Here is a 14746-nt window from a genome sequence, read left to right as displayed (position 1 = left end):
CTACGGGTTGTTCCCCGACGGGTTCGCGGTACCCGCATCGCCGGGATTACCGAGACCACCCAGCGGATTGCCCGGGGCTTCGGGGTTTTCCGCGCGGAACTTGCCGGCCAGGTTCTCGAACACCTTGGTCAGCTCCAGCGGCAACGGGAAGAAGATGGAATTGGCCTGGCCGTTGGTGGACATGTCGGCCATGGTCTGCAGATAGCGCAGTTGCAGCGCGGCCGGGCTCGCCTCCATCTGCTGCGCGGCCTGCACCAGCTTCTCGGCGGCCTGCAGTTCGCCTTCCGCGTGGATGACCTTGGCGCGGCGTTCGCGCTCGGCTTCGGCCTGACGCGCGATCGCGCGGATCATCGAGTCGTCCAGGTCCACATGCTTGATCTCGACATTGGTGACCTTGATGCCCCAGGCATCGGTCTGTGAATCGAGGATTTCCTGGATGTCGTTGTTGAGCTTGTCGCGTTCGGAGAGCATCTCGTCCAGATCGTGCTTGCCGAGCACGGAACGCAGCGTGGTCTGGGCGAGCTGGCTGGTCGCGGCGTAGTAGTCCTCGACCTGGATCACCGACTTGGCGGAATCCACTACGCGGAAGTACAGCACCGCGTTCACCCGTACCGTCACGTTGTCCTGCGAGATTACGTCCTGGCTGGGCACGTCGAGCGTGATGATGCGCAGGTCAATGCGCACCATCTGCTGGATGCCCGGGATCACGATGATCAGGCCCGGGCCCTTCACCGACTGGAAGCGGCCGAGGAAGAAGATGACGCCGCGTTCGTACTCGCGCAGCACCTTGATCGACATAACGATGATGGCGATCAGGATGACCAGAGGGACGACAAAGAAACTGAGATCGTTCATGTCCTGCTCCTTCTTTTAATGGGCCCCACCGCGACCGGTCAGCCGGCCGCGGTCGTACCCGGGGTGTCTTCTTCGGTCACGGGTTCGACCTGAAGTCTGAGTCCTTCGATGGCGGTCACGCGCACCTTCTGTCCTTCACGTACCGGGGCCGAGGTCTCGGCGTTCCACTGCTCGCTGTGTACCCAGATCCGACCGCTGCGGGCAAAGTCCTCACGCGCCTCGCCGATCATGCCGATCATCTCTTCATGGCCGGTAGCGGGCTTCTTGCCGCGCAGACTGAACAGCCGACTCAGCACCCAGATTGACAGGATGGCGATGGCAATGGCGGTCCCGATCACCAGCGGGAGGGCCACATTCAGCTGCGGGTCGTCCCACAGGATGATGGAGCCAACAGTAAAGGCCACGATTCCTCCTATGCCCAGCGCCCCGAAACTGGGTACGAAGGCCTCTGCAATCATGAAGATCATGCCCAGCAACATCAGCGCCAGACCCGCGTAGTTCACCGGCATCACCTGCAACGCGAAGAACGCCAGAATCAGCGCGATCGAGCCGATCACGCCGGGGTAGACCGCGCCCGGGTTGGCCAGTTCGAAGATAATGCCGTAGATCCCGATCAACATCAGGATATAGGCAATGTTCGGATTGGTGATCAACGACAGCAACTGAGTGCGCCAGTCCGGATCCATGCGCATGATCTCAAGGCCCGCGGTGGCCAGCGTGCGCTCGCCGTCGTGCATGCGCACGCTGTGGCCGTCGATCTGTGCCAGCAGATCGTCCAGATTGTCCGCGACGAAGTCGATCACGTTCTCTTCCAGCGCTACGGCGGCGGTCAGGCTGGAACCCTCGCGCACCGTCTCCTCGGCCCAGTCGGCATTGCGATCGTAGCGCTCGGCCAGACCGCGGATATAGGACACGGCGTCTTCCAGGATCTTGCGCTCCATCGCATCGCCGCCGCGACGCGGCGCGGTCGCCTCCTCGTCCAGCAGCTCTTCCTCGGTGGCCGGCGCAACTTCGTCATTGTTCCCGTTCCCGTTCCCGTTCCCGTTCCCGTTCCCGTTCCCGTTCCCGTTCCCGTTCCCGTTCCCGTTCCCGTTCCCGTTCCCGTTCCCGTTGTCACTGCCTTCATCGACGGCGTCCTCGTCCGTACCCTCCGGCGGCTCCATGCCCGGCAGCCCACCGCCACCCATCTGCACCGGCGTGGCGGAGCCGAGATTGGTGGCCGGGCTCATCGCGGCAACATGCGAGCCGTACAGCATGTAGGTCCCGGCACTGGCCGCACGCGCGCCCGAGGGGTGGACGTAGGTCACCACCGGGACATCTGACTGGAGGATGTTGCGGATGATGCTGCGCATGCTGGAGTCCAGCCCGCCGGGGGTGTCCAGCATCAGGACCATGATCTCGGCGTCCTCGGCCTCCGCACGTTCGATGCCCCGGCGGATGTAGTCGCCGGTGGCCGGTCCAATGGCATCGTCCACGGTCAGCACCAGCGCATGCCGTTGCCCGGTGTCCGCCAGCGTGACGACCGCCAGCCAGCCGGCCCCCAGCACCAGGAAGGCCAGCCAGATTGCGGTTCGCCAGAGGCGCATGCCGCCTCGCTTCATGGGCTTCTTCTCCCGTCGGTCCTGTTTCGTCGTACACTGCGCGACGGCCATACCATCACGTACTCGTGTCCTGAACCATAAGCCATTGCGGCCCCGAAACCCCAGACGCCATGCCCGAAGCCCCCGGAGCCAACCCGTCGTATCCGCCGATCGGCCTGGTCCTGGCCGGCGGGCAGGGTCGCCGCATGGGCGGGCGCAACAAGGGCTGGGTGGAGTACCGGGGCCGCCCGCTGGTGGAACAGGTACTCGAACGCCTGCGGCCGCAAGTGGACTCCATCGTGATCAGCGCCAACACCGATATCGACCGTTATCGGGCGCTGGGGTTTCCCTGTCTGCCGGATACCCGGCCGGATTATCCGGGGCCACTGGCCGGGATCGCCGCGGCATGGGCACATTACCCCGGCCACACCCTGCTCAGTGTGCCGGTGGATGCACCCTGCCTGCCACCGGACCTGGCCGAACGGCTGGACCAAACGCTGGCGGTCAGCGCCGCGCCGGCCGCAATGGCCCACGACGGCGCGCGCCTGCAACCGCTTTTCGCCCTGCTCCGGCCCGTCCTCGCCGCGCGCCTGGAGGCGGATCTTGCAGACGGGTCGCTCGCCGTCGGGCGCTGGTTTCGCGACATCGGCGCCACGGTGGTCGACTTTTCCGACCAGCCCGACGCCTTCATCAACCTGAACACGCCCGAGGACCTCACGGGCTGAGCGCCCTCCCCTCCCGATCCGACGGTTATCGCTATACTGGGAGCCCGTCGGATTGGGGTCGAATCGGCTGCGCGTGCAGGACAACGGGCCATTTTCCGCTCCCTGTCGTTACATCGCCCCACTATGCGCCTCGAGAGACCGAAAAAAGTTTTGCCCTGCCCAACGGCCGCGACGATCACCCGAACCCGACAGGCTCCCGGGGCGCGCACAACGCAAGCAGGTTGCCATGAACCCGAACCCGACCCAGCTCCCGCGCATTGGCTTTGCCGCCTGGAGCGGCAGCGGCAAGACCACCCTGCTCAAGGCGGTGATCCCCGCGCTGCGCGCCCGTGGCCAGCGCCCGGCCGTGATCAAGCATGCCCATCACGCCTTCGACGTGGACACCCCCGGCAAGGACAGCTACGAGCTGCGCCATGCCGGCGCGGACCAGATGCTGGTTGCCTCCTGCCGACGCCATGCACTGATGGTGGAAACCCCGGAGACCGACGATGGCCGCGTACCGGACCTGGACATGCTCTGTTCGCGTCTGGACCCGGAACGCGCAGACCTCATCCTGGTCGAGGGATTCAAGCAGGCCGACCTGCCGAAGATCGAGGTTCACCGGCCGGCCGTCGGCAAGCCGCCGCTGTATCCGGAGATCCCCGGCGTGATTGCGATCGCGACCGATGCCGCCGATCTGGACTTTGACGGCCCTCTGCTGCCGGTCAACGACCCCGATGCAGTTGCCCGCTTCATCATTGCCCATTTCAACCTGAACCCCTGACCCGGAGACGCCGAGCACCATGTCCGCCCCCAGCTGCGACGAATTCGACCCCAATGCCCTGACCCTGGAACAGGCGCGGGCGGCCATCCTGCAGGCCTGCGAGGCACTGACCGAAGCCGAGACGGTGACGCTGGAATCGGCGCTGGGTCGCACCCTGGCCGAGCCGATCGCCGCTCGCATGGACGTCCCGCCAGCCGCGGTCTCCGCGATGGATGGCTATGCCCTGCGCGCCGACGATGCCGTCATCGGCCGCGAGCTGAAGCTGGCGGGGACCGCGGCCGCCGGGCACCTCTGGGACGGCACGGTGGAACCGGGCCAGTGCGTGCGCATCCTGACCGGGGCCGTCGTGCCGGACGGGGCCGAGGTCGTGATCATGCAGGAACAGACCGAGCGCAGCGGCGAGTCCGGAATCCGCCTGAACAACGGCGGCCTGGCGCCCGGGCACAACATCCGCGGGCCGGGCACGGACACCGCCAGCGGCACGGCGCTGTTCGCCCCCGGGCAGCTCATCGGGGCCGCCGAGATCGGTGTGCTGGCCAGTCAGGGGATTGCCGAACTGCGCGTGCTGCGCAAGCCGCGGGTCGCCTTCTTCTCCACCGGCGACGAGCTGGTACCCCTGGGGCAGACCCCGGGACCGGGCCAGATCCACGACTCCAACCGCCACACGCTGCGCGCATTGCTGGCGGCCTACCCGGTCGAGGTCCTGGACTACGGCGTGATCCGCGACAGCGAGGATGCGGTGCGCGCGGCACTGGAGCGGGCCGGACAGGAGGCGGACCTGATCATTACCACCGGAGGCGTATCGGTCGGCGACGCCGACCACGTGACTCGCGTATTGCAGGCCTCGGGCCAGGTCGGCTTCTGGAAGATCGCGATCAAGCCCGGTCGCCCGCTGGCCTTCGGACGCTTTGGCAACGCCCATTTCCTGGGCCTGCCCGGCAACCCCGTCGCGGTGATGACGACCTTCGCCCTGCTGGTTCGGCCGGCCCTGCTGCAGCTGGCCGGGCGAGCGGCACCCGAACCGCAAACGCTGAATGCGCGTCTGCTGGAGGACCTGAAAAAGACCCCGGGACGCAAGGACTTCCAGCGCGCCTGCCTGGAAACCGACGAACGCGGCTGGGTGGTACGAACGGCCGGCGGGCAAAGCTCTCACCAGTTACGCGCGATGGCCGATGCCAACGCCTATATGGTGCTGCCGCGGGAATCCTCCGGGGCCCGGGCCGGGGACTGGGTCGAAGTGCTGCCGTTTCGGGAGATCTTCCCGGCCTGCTGAGGTGCAACCGGCGCCAGGACCATGGCCCGGAGCAGTCGGCCGGGCGCAAACCGCCCCGGGGCGACACACCGGAGTCAGTCGGCCTGGATCAACGCGGCAAACTCGCGCTCCAGCAAGGCCTCGTCGCCAAGGTTGAGCTCCACCAGACGCCGCAGGTGAGAAGCGGAATCCAGCGGCATGGTCTTGATCTCCACGCCCAGCCACAGACCTTCGTGCCAGCGCACCCACCCCTCGAAGGTGATGCGGGCGTCGTCGCCGAGGGGAATATCCACACTGACCTCGTCCCCGTCGTTCAGGGCCGGCAGGTTCGCCGACTCCAGGAGCGCGCCCTTGAGGGAGAGATCCTCCACCCGGACGCCGCAGGCATTACGGTCGGTCAGCAGGGAAGCCCGGAATTCGAGGGGTATACGTTGAAAGCGTCGCTCCATAGCGCAAGACTACGCCCTCCCCGCATGCGCGGCCAAGTCCAGAACTACCCGGGAACCCCATGTCCGAATCCGCTTCCTCCCTCGACGGTCAGCCCTCCAGCCTGCTGCGCCGCCTGGCCGCCATTGTCTACGACACCCTGTTGCTGGTGGCGATCTGGATGGTCCTGGGGCTACTGGTGGTCATTCTTGGCAACACCACCGGGCTGTATTCCCCGCGGGCGCACTTCGTGCTCAACCTGGTGGTGGCCTGGGGCTTTTTCTACTGGTTCTGGACCCGTACCGGTCAGACCCTCGGCATGCAGGCCTGGAATATCCAGCTGCGCACCGAGGGGGGGCAGGCCATCAATGCCTGGCAGGCAACCCTGCGTTATCTGGTCGCGGTCGCCCAGTGGCTGATCATCCTGATGGCGATCTGGGCGGTGCGCGAATACGGCGCCGTCGCCATCACCCTGGTGACCGCCGCCGCGTTGTTCGCCGTTGCCCTGTCGCAGCTCCACCCGCGGCGCTGGATGCTGCACGACTGGCTGACCGGCACCGAGCTGGTGCGCATCCCCGGCCTCGCCAGGCCGCGCTGGAAGCAGAACCGCAAGACCTGACCTGACCCGCCTCCGGCCCGGGATCAAGCGCGGCGAACAGCAAGGTTGTGAAGACAGGAAGGCCTTGTAGAGCACCCGCTCGGGCGGCCGGGAGATGCAGCGCCACCATGGGTGGTCCGTTTTTCCCCATCCGCCCCTGTCCCGGAACCTGCCCGGCTTACGCCCCCCATGAATGGCTTTTGAGCATCAGGAAACACCGAACAGTGTTTCCTTGAGCGCTCGGCAAGAATCAGGGAGCGAGCCAGAGGCCAAGATCGTCCAGGGACTCGGCAATCTCGGTCGCGATGCGGCGGTAGCCGCGCGCGTTGGGGTGGATCGGGTCCGCTCGCAATGCGCGATCGGACAGCACCCCGGAGAGCACCCCCTCGATCAGGGGCACCTGCTCCTCACGCGCCAGCTCACGGTAGATCGGGTCATCCCGCAGGCGGCCGGTGGCGGCGCCCAGGGCGGAGGCCCGCGGCACCCCCAGCAACAGGGGCTGTGCCCCATGGTCGCGAACGGTCTCCACCAGTCCACGCAAATCCTCCTGTACCACCGCCGGGTCGCGCTGGCGCAGGAAGTCGTTGCCGCCCAGCCAGATCAGCACCAGATCGGGCGTGTGTTCGCGCAGGCTCGGGGCAAGACGCTCGCGCGCGCTGCCGGCGCGGTCCCCCGGCACCCCGTCGTTGATGACCGTCCAGCCAGTGATGGTGGCCAGGCGCGCCGGATAGTCCTCGCCCCGGCCGGCCCCGGTCCCGTGCGTCACGCTGTCACCGAATGCCAGCACCGTGGCCTGGCGGGGCAGCGGGTCGAACGCGTCCGGCCCTGCCCCGCCACAGGCGGCCAGCAGGAACAGCAACGCGACCAGGAACAGCCCGCGCAGGAATCGCATCATGTGCGCTGCGCCATGCGGTGCAGCGCCAGCAGGGCCAGCCCCAGGAACAGGATCACCGGCAGGCTGGCTGCCAGCACCGGGGGCAGGTCGTAGACCAGGCCCAGGTGGGTCATTGCGCGCATCACGATGGCAAAGGAGACGCCGATCGCGATGCCGATGAACAGCCGGCGTCCGGCGCCACCTTCGCGCTGCGAACCGAACAGGAACGGGATCGCCAGCAGCAGCATGACAAAGGTGCTGGCGGGCAGCGTAATGCGCTGCCAGAACGCGACCTCATAGGGGGCCACGTCGAGACGGTTGTCGCGCAGGTAGTCGATATAGCGCGCCAGGTCCTGGGCTGCCATCTGGTTGGGTTCGACCACCAGCACGTCGAAGTATTCGGGCGCGATCAGGCGCTCGATGGTCTCGGTTTCCACGTGCTCCGTCTCTACAGATTCCAGAGACAGCCGCGACCGTTCCACGCCCTGCAGCTGCCAGGCTCCGTCCTGGTATTGCGCACTCTCCACGCGCGTGATTTCGCGCGGCTCGCGATCCGGACCGATCTCGATGATGCGCACGCCGATCAGACGGTTCCCGTGCAGCACGGTATCCGCCTGCACCATGCGACTGCCATCCCGCGCCCACAATCCGATCGGGCTCACGCTCAACTGTTCATCGAAGGCGCTGGCCTTCAGATGCTGGGCCCGGCTCTCGGCGGCCGGAGCGAACAACTCGCCCACCACCACCATGACCACTACCACGACCAGCCCGGCCTGCATCACCCAGCCGATAAAACGCCCCAGGGTCATCCCGGCCGCGCGCATCGCCGTCAACTCGCTGTTGGCCGCCAGATTACCCAGCCACAGCAGCCCCCCAAGCAGGGCCGCCGAGGGCAGCATGTCGTACATCCGGCGCGGCAGGGTCAGGGCCACATACAGCAGTGCCTCGCGCAGACCATAGTCACCCCGGCCGGTGTCGCGCAGTTCGTCGATCAGGGCAAACACGGCGTCCAGCGCCACCAGCAGCACGACCGCCAGCACAGTCCCGATCAGCACCTGGCGCATGATGTAGCGCCCGAGCACCGTCGTCATGGTCGCGCCCCGGCCGGTTCCGCGCGCCGTGGCGCGCGCTGGCCCAGCGCCAGCAGGCCCTTGCGCCAGGCCAGCAGCAGCCACAGCACGAGCATCAGGCCATGCGTCCACCACAGCCCCAGTGCCAGCGGGGTACGCCCGTCGGACAACTGGCCCTGCCCGAGGATCAGGAAATTCGCGTACAGCACGTACACCCCGATCGCCGCCGGGATACGCGCATAGCGCCCGCTACGGGGCGGTACCAGCGCCAGCGGCAGCGCAATCAGCGTCAGCACCAGGATCGACAGGGGCATCGCGATGCGCCATTCCAGCTCGGCTCGGGGACCCGGACGGTCACGCTGCTCCCACAGCGCCAGCGTCGCCATCGCATTCAGCGACTGCCGGCCCGCCCCGGTGTCCGGTTCGGTCACCTGGGTCCGCAGGCGCTCGAATTCAAGCATGCGGAAGCTGGCCTCACCGGGTACCCCCACGTGGCGATAGCCGTTCTCCAGGATCAGAAAGCCGCTGCCCTCGTCCGCGGGATCGGGGATCGCACGTTCCGCCACGGTGACCTGGACCTCGCCATCCACCTCGCGGTAGATGAATACCTCCAGCAGGGCCTCGCGATCCGTGCTCAGGCGCTCGGCAAAGAAGACCTGGTCTCCGACACGCGAGCGCAGAAACCGCCCGGGTGTAATCCCCACCAGATCCGAGCGCTGCTCGGCCAGGTCGCGTAACTGGTCCACCTTGGCCTCGGTACGCGGCACCACCAGGGTCATCAACAGCAACAGGAACAGGGCGGCCGGCGCCGCGACCCAGAACAACGCCCGGTACAGCGCCGCGAAGGACATGCCACTGGCCTGCAGCGCGATCAGTTCGCTGTCGCGTTGCAGGCGCCCCAGCACCAGCATGAACGCCAGGAACAGGGCGACGGGCCACAGAAAGACAATCCCCTTGAAGGCACCAAAGGCCACCATGCCCGGCAGGAAATCCACCGGGATCGTCCCTTCGGCGACATCGCGCAGGACCCGCCCGAGGACGCCGCCGATAATGACCAGCAGCAAAACGATCGTGACTGCGGTCTGGGTGACCAGCAGCTCACGGGCAATCAAGCGCTCGGCGCGACGCAGCATCATTCGCGCATCACCCCGCTGCCCGCAGGGCGCGTGGTCGGGCGCCGTTCGGCGCTGGTACCATAACTCGACTCATTTTCGGGAGGCATTCATGCAATTCTCCGTCACCACCTCGACCCTCGACAAACCCCGCGTCAGCATCCGCGCCGCCGGGATCGCCCATAAACGCAAGCCGGCCGCGGGCGCCAGCGCCCTCGACGCCGCGCGCGACGGCGAGATCGCGGCCCTGCTGAAGGCCGGCGAGATAGACGGCGAGGCCGGCAGCCGGTTACTGCTGCCCGGCAGTGGTGCCAAGGGTAGCGCACTCCTGATCGGTCTGGGGGCGAAGAAGGACTTCGATACCCGCGCCGCACGCAAGGCGGTGCAGACCCTGGCCGCCGCGCTGGTCGAGCGCCCGGCCACCAGCGCGGTGATTGCGGTCGCGGACTTCCAGCCACGCGGCCAGGATATCGCCTGGGTGGTGCACAGTCTGGTCGCGGCAATCTCGGATGCCGCCTACCGCTTTACCGCGTTCAAGGGCAAGGAGGAGACCACACCGGTGAAGCTGGACAAGATCCAGTTGTGCGTGGAACACGGGGACGCAGCGGCCGCGAAAAAGGCCTGCACCGAGGCCACGGCGATCGCCACCGGGGTGAACCGCGCGAAGGACCTGGGCAACACCCCGCCGAATGTCTGCTACCCGGAGAGCCTGGCCGACACCGCCCGCGAGATGGCGAAGCAGTACAAGTCGCTGAAGGCCACGGTGCTGGACGAGAAGGACCTGGAGAAACTCGGCGCCGGCGCCATCCTGGCGGTGGGCAAGGGCTCCGAACGCCCGCCGCGCCTGATCGCAATGGAATACTCCGGGGGCAAGAAAGACGACGCCCCGGTGGTACTGGTCGGCAAGGGCATCACCTTCGATACCGGTGGCATCTCGCTGAAGCCCGGCGCCGAGATGGACGAGATGAAGTACGACATGTGCGGCGCGGCCAGCGTGTTCGGGGTGATCGAGGCCTGCTGCGAGCTGGGGCTGCCGATTAACGTGGTCGGCGTCGTCACCAGTGCCGAGAACATGCCCGACGGCCGCGCGACCCGCCCCGGCGACATCGTCACCACGCTGTCCGGGCAGACCGTCGAGATCCTGAACACCGACGCCGAGGGCCGCCTGGTGCTGGCCGATGCGCTGACCTGGGTCGAGCGCTACAAGCCGAAGGCGGTGATCGACATCGCCACCCTGACCGGGGCCTGCATCATCGCGCTGGGCCATCAGGGCGCGGCGATCCTGGGCAACAACGAGCGCCTGGCGAAAGACCTGCTGTCCGCCGGCGAAGCGACCGGCGATCGCGGCTGGCAGCTCCCGCTGTGGCCGGAGTACCAGGAGCAGCTGAAGAGCAATTTCGCCGACATGGCCAACATCGGCGGGCGCCCGGCCGGCACCATCACCGCTGCCTGCTTCCTGTCGCGCTATACCGAGGACTACACCTGGGCGCATGTCGACATCGCCGGCGTGGCCTGGAAGAGCGGCAAGGAGAAGGGGGCGACCGGCCGCCCGGTGCCGATGCTGATGCGCTACCTGCTCGACCAGGCCTGACCCGGGTCGGGCGCGGATGACCCACGTCAGCTTCTACCTGCTGCAGGACCCGGCCCCGGAGGCACGCCTGCGCTTCACCTGCCGCCTGGCGAAGAAGGCCAGCGGCCAGGGCCGGCGCGTGCACATCCACACCGGCTCGCCGGAGCTGACGCGCACCCTGGACGAGTGGCTGTGGACCTTCGAGGACACCGCCTTCCTGCCGCACAGCACCGACGTGCGCGACATGGATGTCCCGATCTCGCTGCACGAGGCCCATGCCCCGTCGGAGCGCTGTGACGTGCTGATCAATCTGGCGCCGGAGGTGCCGGAGTACTGCGGGCGCTTCGAGCGCGTCGCGGATATCGTCGGCGGCGAGGAAGCGGAACGCGAGGCGGGCCGCGCCCGCTACCGCTACTTCAAGGAGCGCGGCTACCCGCTGGACCACCACAACATCCAGTAAGGGGGCGCTGACGGGGTCGGTTCAGACGCGCGGCGGCGGGTCCGGGATCTCGCGCAGCCAGGCCTCCAGCTCGAACAGCGGCAGGCCGACCACATTGGTGTAGGAGCCCTCGATCCACTCGACAAACGCGGCGCCACGGCCCTGGATGGCATAGGCGCCGGCCTTGCCACGCGGCTCGCCGGTCGCCCAGTAGGCCTCGATGTCGGATGACGTCAGCGGGCGCATCCGCACGCGGGTCGTCACGGTGCATGCCCGCATGGATGCACCGGGCCGGCCCAGCGCCATGCCGGATACCACCCGGTGCTCCCCGCCGGAAAGGCGTTGCAGCATGGCCTCGGCGTCGGCGAAATCCGCGGGCTTTCCCAGGGCCTCGTCGCCCGCCGCGACGACGGTATCCGCGGCCAGCACCCACTGCCCCGGGATGCCGCACGCAATGGCCGCTTCGGCCTTGGCGATGGCGAGGCGCTCGACCAGCGCCTCCGGTGACTCGCCCGGTAACGGGGTCTCGTCCACGTCCATCGGGGCCACCTCGAAGGCGAGCTGGATCTGCTCCAGCAGTTCGCGGCGGCGCGGGGAGGCGGAGGCCAGCAGCAGCGGATGCGCCACGGCGGTCACGCGCGGTGGTAGGGGTGATTGTTCAGCAGCGACCAGGCGCGGTAGAGCTGCTCGGCGACGAGCACCCGCACCAGCATGTGCGGGAAGGTCAGCGGCGACAGCGACCAGGCCCATTCCGCGCGGGCGCGCACGGCCTCATCCAGTCCCGCCGCCCCGCCGATCACCAGCGCGATATCGCGCCCGTCCTGCTGCCAGTCGGCCAGGCGCCGCGCGATGCCCTGGGTGTCCACGCCCTTGCCGCGCTCGTCCAGCAGGATCACGCGGGCGCCCTCGGGGATGGCCTTCAGCAGGATCTCGCCCTCGCGCCGCAGCAGCGTGGCCGTATCCATGGACCTGGCCCCGGAGGGTCCGGCCAGGGCCTGCAGGTTCAGGTTGAGCTCGCGCGGCAGACGACCGGCGTACTCGTCGAACCCGGCCGCCACCCAGTCGGGCATGCGCTTGCCGATCGCGATCAGGTCCAGGCGCATGGCGGCGCGCCCCGGTCAGCCGCGCAGGCGGCGGACGCGTTCCAGGCTGGGGTCTTCCGGGGCGGCCTTTTCCGTATCCGCGGCCTCCTCGGCCAGCCAGAGCTTTTCCAGGTTGTAGAAGTCGCGGGTCTCCGGGAGCATCACATGGATGATCACGTCGTTCAGGTCCACCAGCACCCACTCCTGGCTCTCCTGGCCCTCGACCCCCAGCGGCTGGATGCCGGCCTCCTTGGCCGTCATCGCCACCGATTCGGCGGCCGACTGCACATGCCGCCCGGAGGTCCCGGAGGCGATCACCATGTAGTCCGCCAGCGTGGTCTTGCCGCGCACGTCGATGCTGCGGATGTTCTGGGCCTTCATGTCATCCAGAGCGGTGGTCACCAGCTCCAGGAGTTGTTCGCTGTTCATGCTGTCGGTCATATCCCGTGATTGCGGTTCGACCCGGCCCGGTACAGGCCGCGGTCCTGAATGTAGCGGTTGACGGCCTCGGGGAGCAGAAAGCGCGGGCTGCGCCCCGCGCGCAGCTCGTCGCGGATGGCCGTGGCGGAGATGTCGAGCTGGGTCACCGGCTGGAAATAGACCAGCCCGCCGGGGGCATTGCGCAACGCCCCCGGATCATGCGTGGCGGCATCCCCCAGCCAGCCTCCCAGGTCCTGCGAGGCCGGGCTGCCGGGCCGGTGCGAGACGACGATATGCGCCAGCTCGAAGATCTGCTTCCAGCGGTTCCACGACGGCAGTCCGGCGAAGGCGTCCATGCCCATGATCAGCACCAGCGGCGCCTCCGGCCCCAGCTCCTCGCGGAAGCTGAGCAGGGTATCGACGGTATAGGACGGCCCGGCACGATCCAGCTCGCGGCGGTCCGCCACAAAGCCCGGCACATCACGGATTGCCCGTTCCACCATCGCCAGGCGGTCATCGCTGCCGGTGCCCGGGCTCGCGCGATGCGGCGGCACGTGGCAGGGGATGAAGTGTACCCGTTCCAGACCCAGATGCTGCTGGATCTCCAGCGCCGGACGCAGATGCCCGAAGTGGATCGGATCGAAGGTGCCGCCAAGGATCCCGATCACGCCGGGTCAGCCACGCACATGGCCGTCGCCGAACACCACGTATTTGAGGGTGGTCAGGCCATGCAGGCCTACCGGGCCGCGCGCGTGCAGCTTGTCGGTGGAGATGCCGATCTCGGCGCCCAGGCCGTATTCGAAGCCATCGGCGAAGCGGGTGGAGGCATTCACCATCACCGAACTGGAATCCACCGCACGCAGGAAACGCCGGGCGCGGGTGTAGTCCTCGGTCATGATGGTGTCGGTGTGATGCGAACCGTACGTATTGATGTGGTCGATTGCCGCGTCCAGATCGTCCACCACGCGGATCGCGAGGATCGGCCCCAGGTATTCGGCCACCCAGTCGTCCTCGGTGGCCTCGGCGATGTCCGTCCCGGCATTCGCGAGGATGGCCCGGGTGCGCGCACAGCCACGCAGGCTCACCTGGTGCTCGCCCAGGGCCGTCGCCAGGCGCGGCAGGAAGGCCTCGGCCTGGTCCGCATGCACCAGCAGCGTCTCCATGGTGTTGCAGGTGCCATAGCGCTGGGTCTTGGCGTTCACCGCGACCGCCAGCGCCTTGTCGAGATCGGCCCTGCCGTCCACATACACGTGGCAGACGCCGTCCAGGTGCTTGATCACCGGGATCTGCGACTCATTGCTAACCCGCTCGATCAGGCCCTTGCCGCCGCGCGGGACGATCACGTCCACGTACTGCGGCATGCGCAGCAGCGCGCCCACCGCCGCACGGTCGGTGGTCGGCACCACCTGCACCGCCTCGCGCGGCAGGCCGGCCTGCTCCAGCCCGGCCTGGATAATCGCGGCCAGGGCCTGATTCGAATGCAGGGCCTCGGAGCCACCGCGCAGGATCGCGGCGTTGCCGGACTTCAGACACAGGGCGGCGGCGTCGATGGTCACGTTCGGGCGCGACTCGTAGATGATGCCGATCACGCCCAGCGGCACGCGCATCTGGCCGACCTGGATGCCGCTCGGCTGATAGGCCATATCCGAGATCGTGCCCACCGGATCGGGCAAACCCGCCACCTGGCGGCAGCCCTCGATCATGGTGTCGATGCGCGCATCGGTCAGCGCCAGGCGATCCAGCATCGCGGCGTCCAGCCCGCGTGCGCGCCCGGCCTCCAGGTCCCGGCTGTTCGCCTCCACCAGTTCGGCACGGCGCGCGGCGATACCCTCGGCGATCGCCTGCAGGGCTGCGTTCTTCGCGCCCGGCTCGGCCTCGGCCATGCGCCGCGAGGCGGCACGGGCAGTACGACCGAGGACCTCGACCTGGGCAGTCACGTCGGCAGTGGCAGATTCGGTGGGGTTTACGGCAGCGTTCATG

Annotated in this window: 17 protein-coding genes; 6 read left to right on the top strand and 11 right to left on the bottom strand. The window is 67.9% G+C overall.

Features of this window, described 5'->3' with window-relative positions; translation table 11 throughout:
* Together G332_RS0111780 and G332_RS0111775 are read right to left on the bottom strand one after the other, a co-directional pair.
* Window positions 1-855 carry a slipin family protein gene (locus tag G332_RS0111780; RefSeq protein ID WP_019627191.1) on the bottom strand — a complete coding sequence of 285 codons (855 nt, stop codon included), beginning with the start codon at window positions 853-855 and terminating at the stop codon, window positions 1-3.
* Between the two features lie 38 nt (window positions 856-893).
* Entirely contained in the window at window positions 894-2456 is a 1563-nt protein-coding gene (locus G332_RS0111775) for a nodulation protein NfeD (RefSeq protein WP_026340827.1), read from the bottom strand.
* Between the two features lie 110 nt (window positions 2457-2566).
* Here G332_RS0111775 and mobA point away from each other — a divergent pair, with 110 nt between their 5' ends.
* The 3 genes from mobA (at window position 2567) to glp (ending at window position 5196) form a co-directional block, all read left to right on the top strand.
* Complete coding sequence (gene mobA, locus G332_RS0111770) at window positions 2567-3160, top strand: molybdenum cofactor guanylyltransferase MobA (protein WP_019627189.1); 594 nt, start codon at window positions 2567-2569, stop codon at window positions 3158-3160.
* Between the two features lie 226 nt (window positions 3161-3386).
* Entirely contained in the window at window positions 3387-3923 is a 537-nt protein-coding gene (gene mobB, locus G332_RS0111765) for a molybdopterin-guanine dinucleotide biosynthesis protein B (RefSeq protein ID WP_019627188.1), read from the top strand.
* A gap of 19 nt (window positions 3924-3942) precedes the next feature.
* A complete protein-coding gene (gene glp / locus G332_RS0111760) occupies window positions 3943-5196 on the top strand; it encodes a gephyrin-like molybdotransferase Glp (protein WP_019627187.1) in 1254 nt (417 codons plus the stop codon).
* Between the two features lie 74 nt (window positions 5197-5270).
* Here glp and G332_RS0111755 read toward each other — a convergent pair whose 3' ends face one another.
* Window positions 5271-5624 (bottom strand): PilZ domain-containing protein, encoded by a 354-nt coding sequence (locus G332_RS0111755; RefSeq protein WP_019627186.1) that lies wholly within the window; start codon window positions 5622-5624, stop codon window positions 5271-5273.
* A 59-nt stretch (window positions 5625-5683) separates the two neighbouring features.
* Between G332_RS0111755 and G332_RS0111750 the strand changes: the two genes are divergently transcribed.
* Window positions 5684-6220 carry an RDD family protein gene (locus G332_RS0111750; protein ID WP_019627185.1) on the top strand — a complete coding sequence of 179 codons (537 nt, stop codon included), beginning with the start codon at window positions 5684-5686 and terminating at the stop codon, window positions 6218-6220.
* A gap of 229 nt (window positions 6221-6449) precedes the next feature.
* On the opposite strand, the gene G332_RS0111745 is transcribed toward G332_RS0111750, so the two are convergent.
* The 3 genes from G332_RS0111745 to lptF are packed head-to-tail and all read right to left on the bottom strand — an operon-like array spanning window position 6450 to window position 9279.
* Window positions 6450-7094, bottom strand: coding sequence for a GDSL-type esterase/lipase family protein (locus G332_RS0111745; protein WP_019627184.1), 645 nt, complete (start codon window positions 7092-7094; stop codon window positions 6450-6452).
* On the bottom strand, window positions 7091-8164 hold the full coding sequence (gene lptG / locus G332_RS0111740; RefSeq protein WP_019627183.1) for an LPS export ABC transporter permease LptG: 1074 nt from the start codon (window positions 8162-8164) through the stop codon (window positions 7091-7093). The genes G332_RS0111745 and lptG overlap by 4 nt, the downstream gene beginning before the upstream one ends.
* The gene (gene lptF / locus G332_RS0111735) at window positions 8161-9279 is read right to left on the bottom strand and encodes an LPS export ABC transporter permease LptF (protein ID WP_019627182.1); all 1119 of its coding nucleotides are present in this window, start codon (window positions 9277-9279) and stop codon (window positions 8161-8163) included. The genes lptG and lptF overlap by 4 nt, the downstream gene beginning before the upstream one ends.
* An 88-nt stretch (window positions 9280-9367) precedes the next feature.
* Here lptF and G332_RS0111730 point away from each other — a divergent pair, with 88 nt between their 5' ends.
* Window positions 9368-10846 carry a leucyl aminopeptidase gene (locus tag G332_RS0111730; protein ID WP_019627181.1) on the top strand — a complete coding sequence of 493 codons (1479 nt, stop codon included), beginning with the start codon at window positions 9368-9370 and terminating at the stop codon, window positions 10844-10846.
* 16 nt (window positions 10847-10862) lie between these two features.
* Window positions 10863-11285, top strand: coding sequence for a DNA polymerase III subunit chi (locus G332_RS0111725; protein ID WP_019627180.1), 423 nt, complete (start codon window positions 10863-10865; stop codon window positions 11283-11285).
* A gap of 21 nt (window positions 11286-11306) precedes the next feature.
* On the opposite strand, the gene G332_RS0111720 is transcribed toward G332_RS0111725, so the two are convergent.
* The 5 genes from G332_RS0111720 to G332_RS0111700 are packed head-to-tail and all read right to left on the bottom strand — an operon-like array spanning window position 11307 to window position 14745.
* Entirely contained in the window at window positions 11307-11891 is a 585-nt protein-coding gene (locus G332_RS0111720; RefSeq protein WP_026340825.1) for a nucleoside triphosphate pyrophosphatase, read from the bottom strand.
* A 5-nt stretch (window positions 11892-11896) separates the two neighbouring features.
* The gene (gene rlmH, locus G332_RS0111715) at window positions 11897-12367 is read right to left on the bottom strand and encodes a 23S rRNA (pseudouridine(1915)-N(3))-methyltransferase RlmH (RefSeq protein WP_019627178.1); all 471 of its coding nucleotides are present in this window, start codon (window positions 12365-12367) and stop codon (window positions 11897-11899) included.
* A gap of 15 nt (window positions 12368-12382) precedes the next feature.
* On the bottom strand, window positions 12383-12775 hold the full coding sequence (gene rsfS / locus G332_RS0111710) for a ribosome silencing factor (protein ID WP_026340824.1): 393 nt from the start codon (window positions 12773-12775) through the stop codon (window positions 12383-12385).
* 8 nt (window positions 12776-12783) lie between these two features.
* Window positions 12784-13434, bottom strand: coding sequence for a nicotinate-nucleotide adenylyltransferase (nadD, locus tag G332_RS0111705; protein ID WP_019627176.1), 651 nt, complete (start codon window positions 13432-13434; stop codon window positions 12784-12786).
* Between the two features lie 6 nt (window positions 13435-13440).
* Window positions 13441-14745 carry a glutamate-5-semialdehyde dehydrogenase gene (locus tag G332_RS0111700; protein WP_019627175.1) on the bottom strand — a complete coding sequence of 435 codons (1305 nt, stop codon included), beginning with the start codon at window positions 14743-14745 and terminating at the stop codon, window positions 13441-13443.
* Between the last annotated feature and the right edge of the window lies 1 nt (window position 14746).

The organism is Thioalkalivibrio sp. ALJT (assembly GCF_000381825.1).
GTDB lineage: Bacteria > Pseudomonadota > Gammaproteobacteria > Ectothiorhodospirales > Ectothiorhodospiraceae > Thioalkalivibrio.
The sequence above is the reverse complement of the archived record's forward strand: the minus strand, read 5'-3'. Positions and strand labels throughout refer to the sequence as shown.

Excerpts from the sequence above, each read along its gene's own strand:
- G332_RS0111780 (WP_019627191.1), bottom strand. The coding sequence starts at position 855 with ATGAACGATCTCAGTTTCTTTGTCGTCCCTCTGGTCATCCTGATCGCC.
- G332_RS0111775 (WP_026340827.1), bottom strand. The coding sequence starts at position 2,456 with ATGAAGCGAGGCGGCATGCGCCTCTGGCGAACCGCAATCTGGCTGGCC.
- mobA (WP_019627189.1), top strand. The coding sequence starts at position 2,567 with ATGCCCGAAGCCCCCGGAGCCAACCCGTCGTATCCGCCGATCGGCCTG.
- mobB (WP_019627188.1), top strand. The coding sequence starts at position 3,387 with ATGAACCCGAACCCGACCCAGCTCCCGCGCATTGGCTTTGCCGCCTGG.
- glp (WP_019627187.1), top strand. The coding sequence starts at position 3,943 with ATGTCCGCCCCCAGCTGCGACGAATTCGACCCCAATGCCCTGACCCTG.
- G332_RS0111755 (WP_019627186.1), bottom strand. The coding sequence starts at position 5,624 with ATGGAGCGACGCTTTCAACGTATACCCCTCGAATTCCGGGCTTCCCTG.
- G332_RS0111750 (WP_019627185.1), top strand. The coding sequence starts at position 5,684 with ATGTCCGAATCCGCTTCCTCCCTCGACGGTCAGCCCTCCAGCCTGCTG.
- G332_RS0111745 (WP_019627184.1), bottom strand. The coding sequence starts at position 7,094 with ATGATGCGATTCCTGCGCGGGCTGTTCCTGGTCGCGTTGCTGTTCCTG.
- lptG (WP_019627183.1), bottom strand. The coding sequence starts at position 8,164 with ATGACGACGGTGCTCGGGCGCTACATCATGCGCCAGGTGCTGATCGGG.
- lptF (WP_019627182.1), bottom strand. The coding sequence starts at position 9,279 with ATGATGCTGCGTCGCGCCGAGCGCTTGATTGCCCGTGAGCTGCTGGTC.
- G332_RS0111730 (WP_019627181.1), top strand. The coding sequence starts at position 9,368 with ATGCAATTCTCCGTCACCACCTCGACCCTCGACAAACCCCGCGTCAGC.
- G332_RS0111725 (WP_019627180.1), top strand. The coding sequence starts at position 10,863 with ATGACCCACGTCAGCTTCTACCTGCTGCAGGACCCGGCCCCGGAGGCA.
- rlmH (WP_019627178.1), bottom strand. The coding sequence starts at position 12,367 with ATGCGCCTGGACCTGATCGCGATCGGCAAGCGCATGCCCGACTGGGTG.
- rsfS (WP_026340824.1), bottom strand. The coding sequence starts at position 12,775 with ATGAACAGCGAACAACTCCTGGAGCTGGTGACCACCGCTCTGGATGAC.
- G332_RS0111700 (WP_019627175.1), bottom strand. The coding sequence starts at position 14,745 with ATGAACGCTGCCGTAAACCCCACCGAATCTGCCACTGCCGACGTGACT.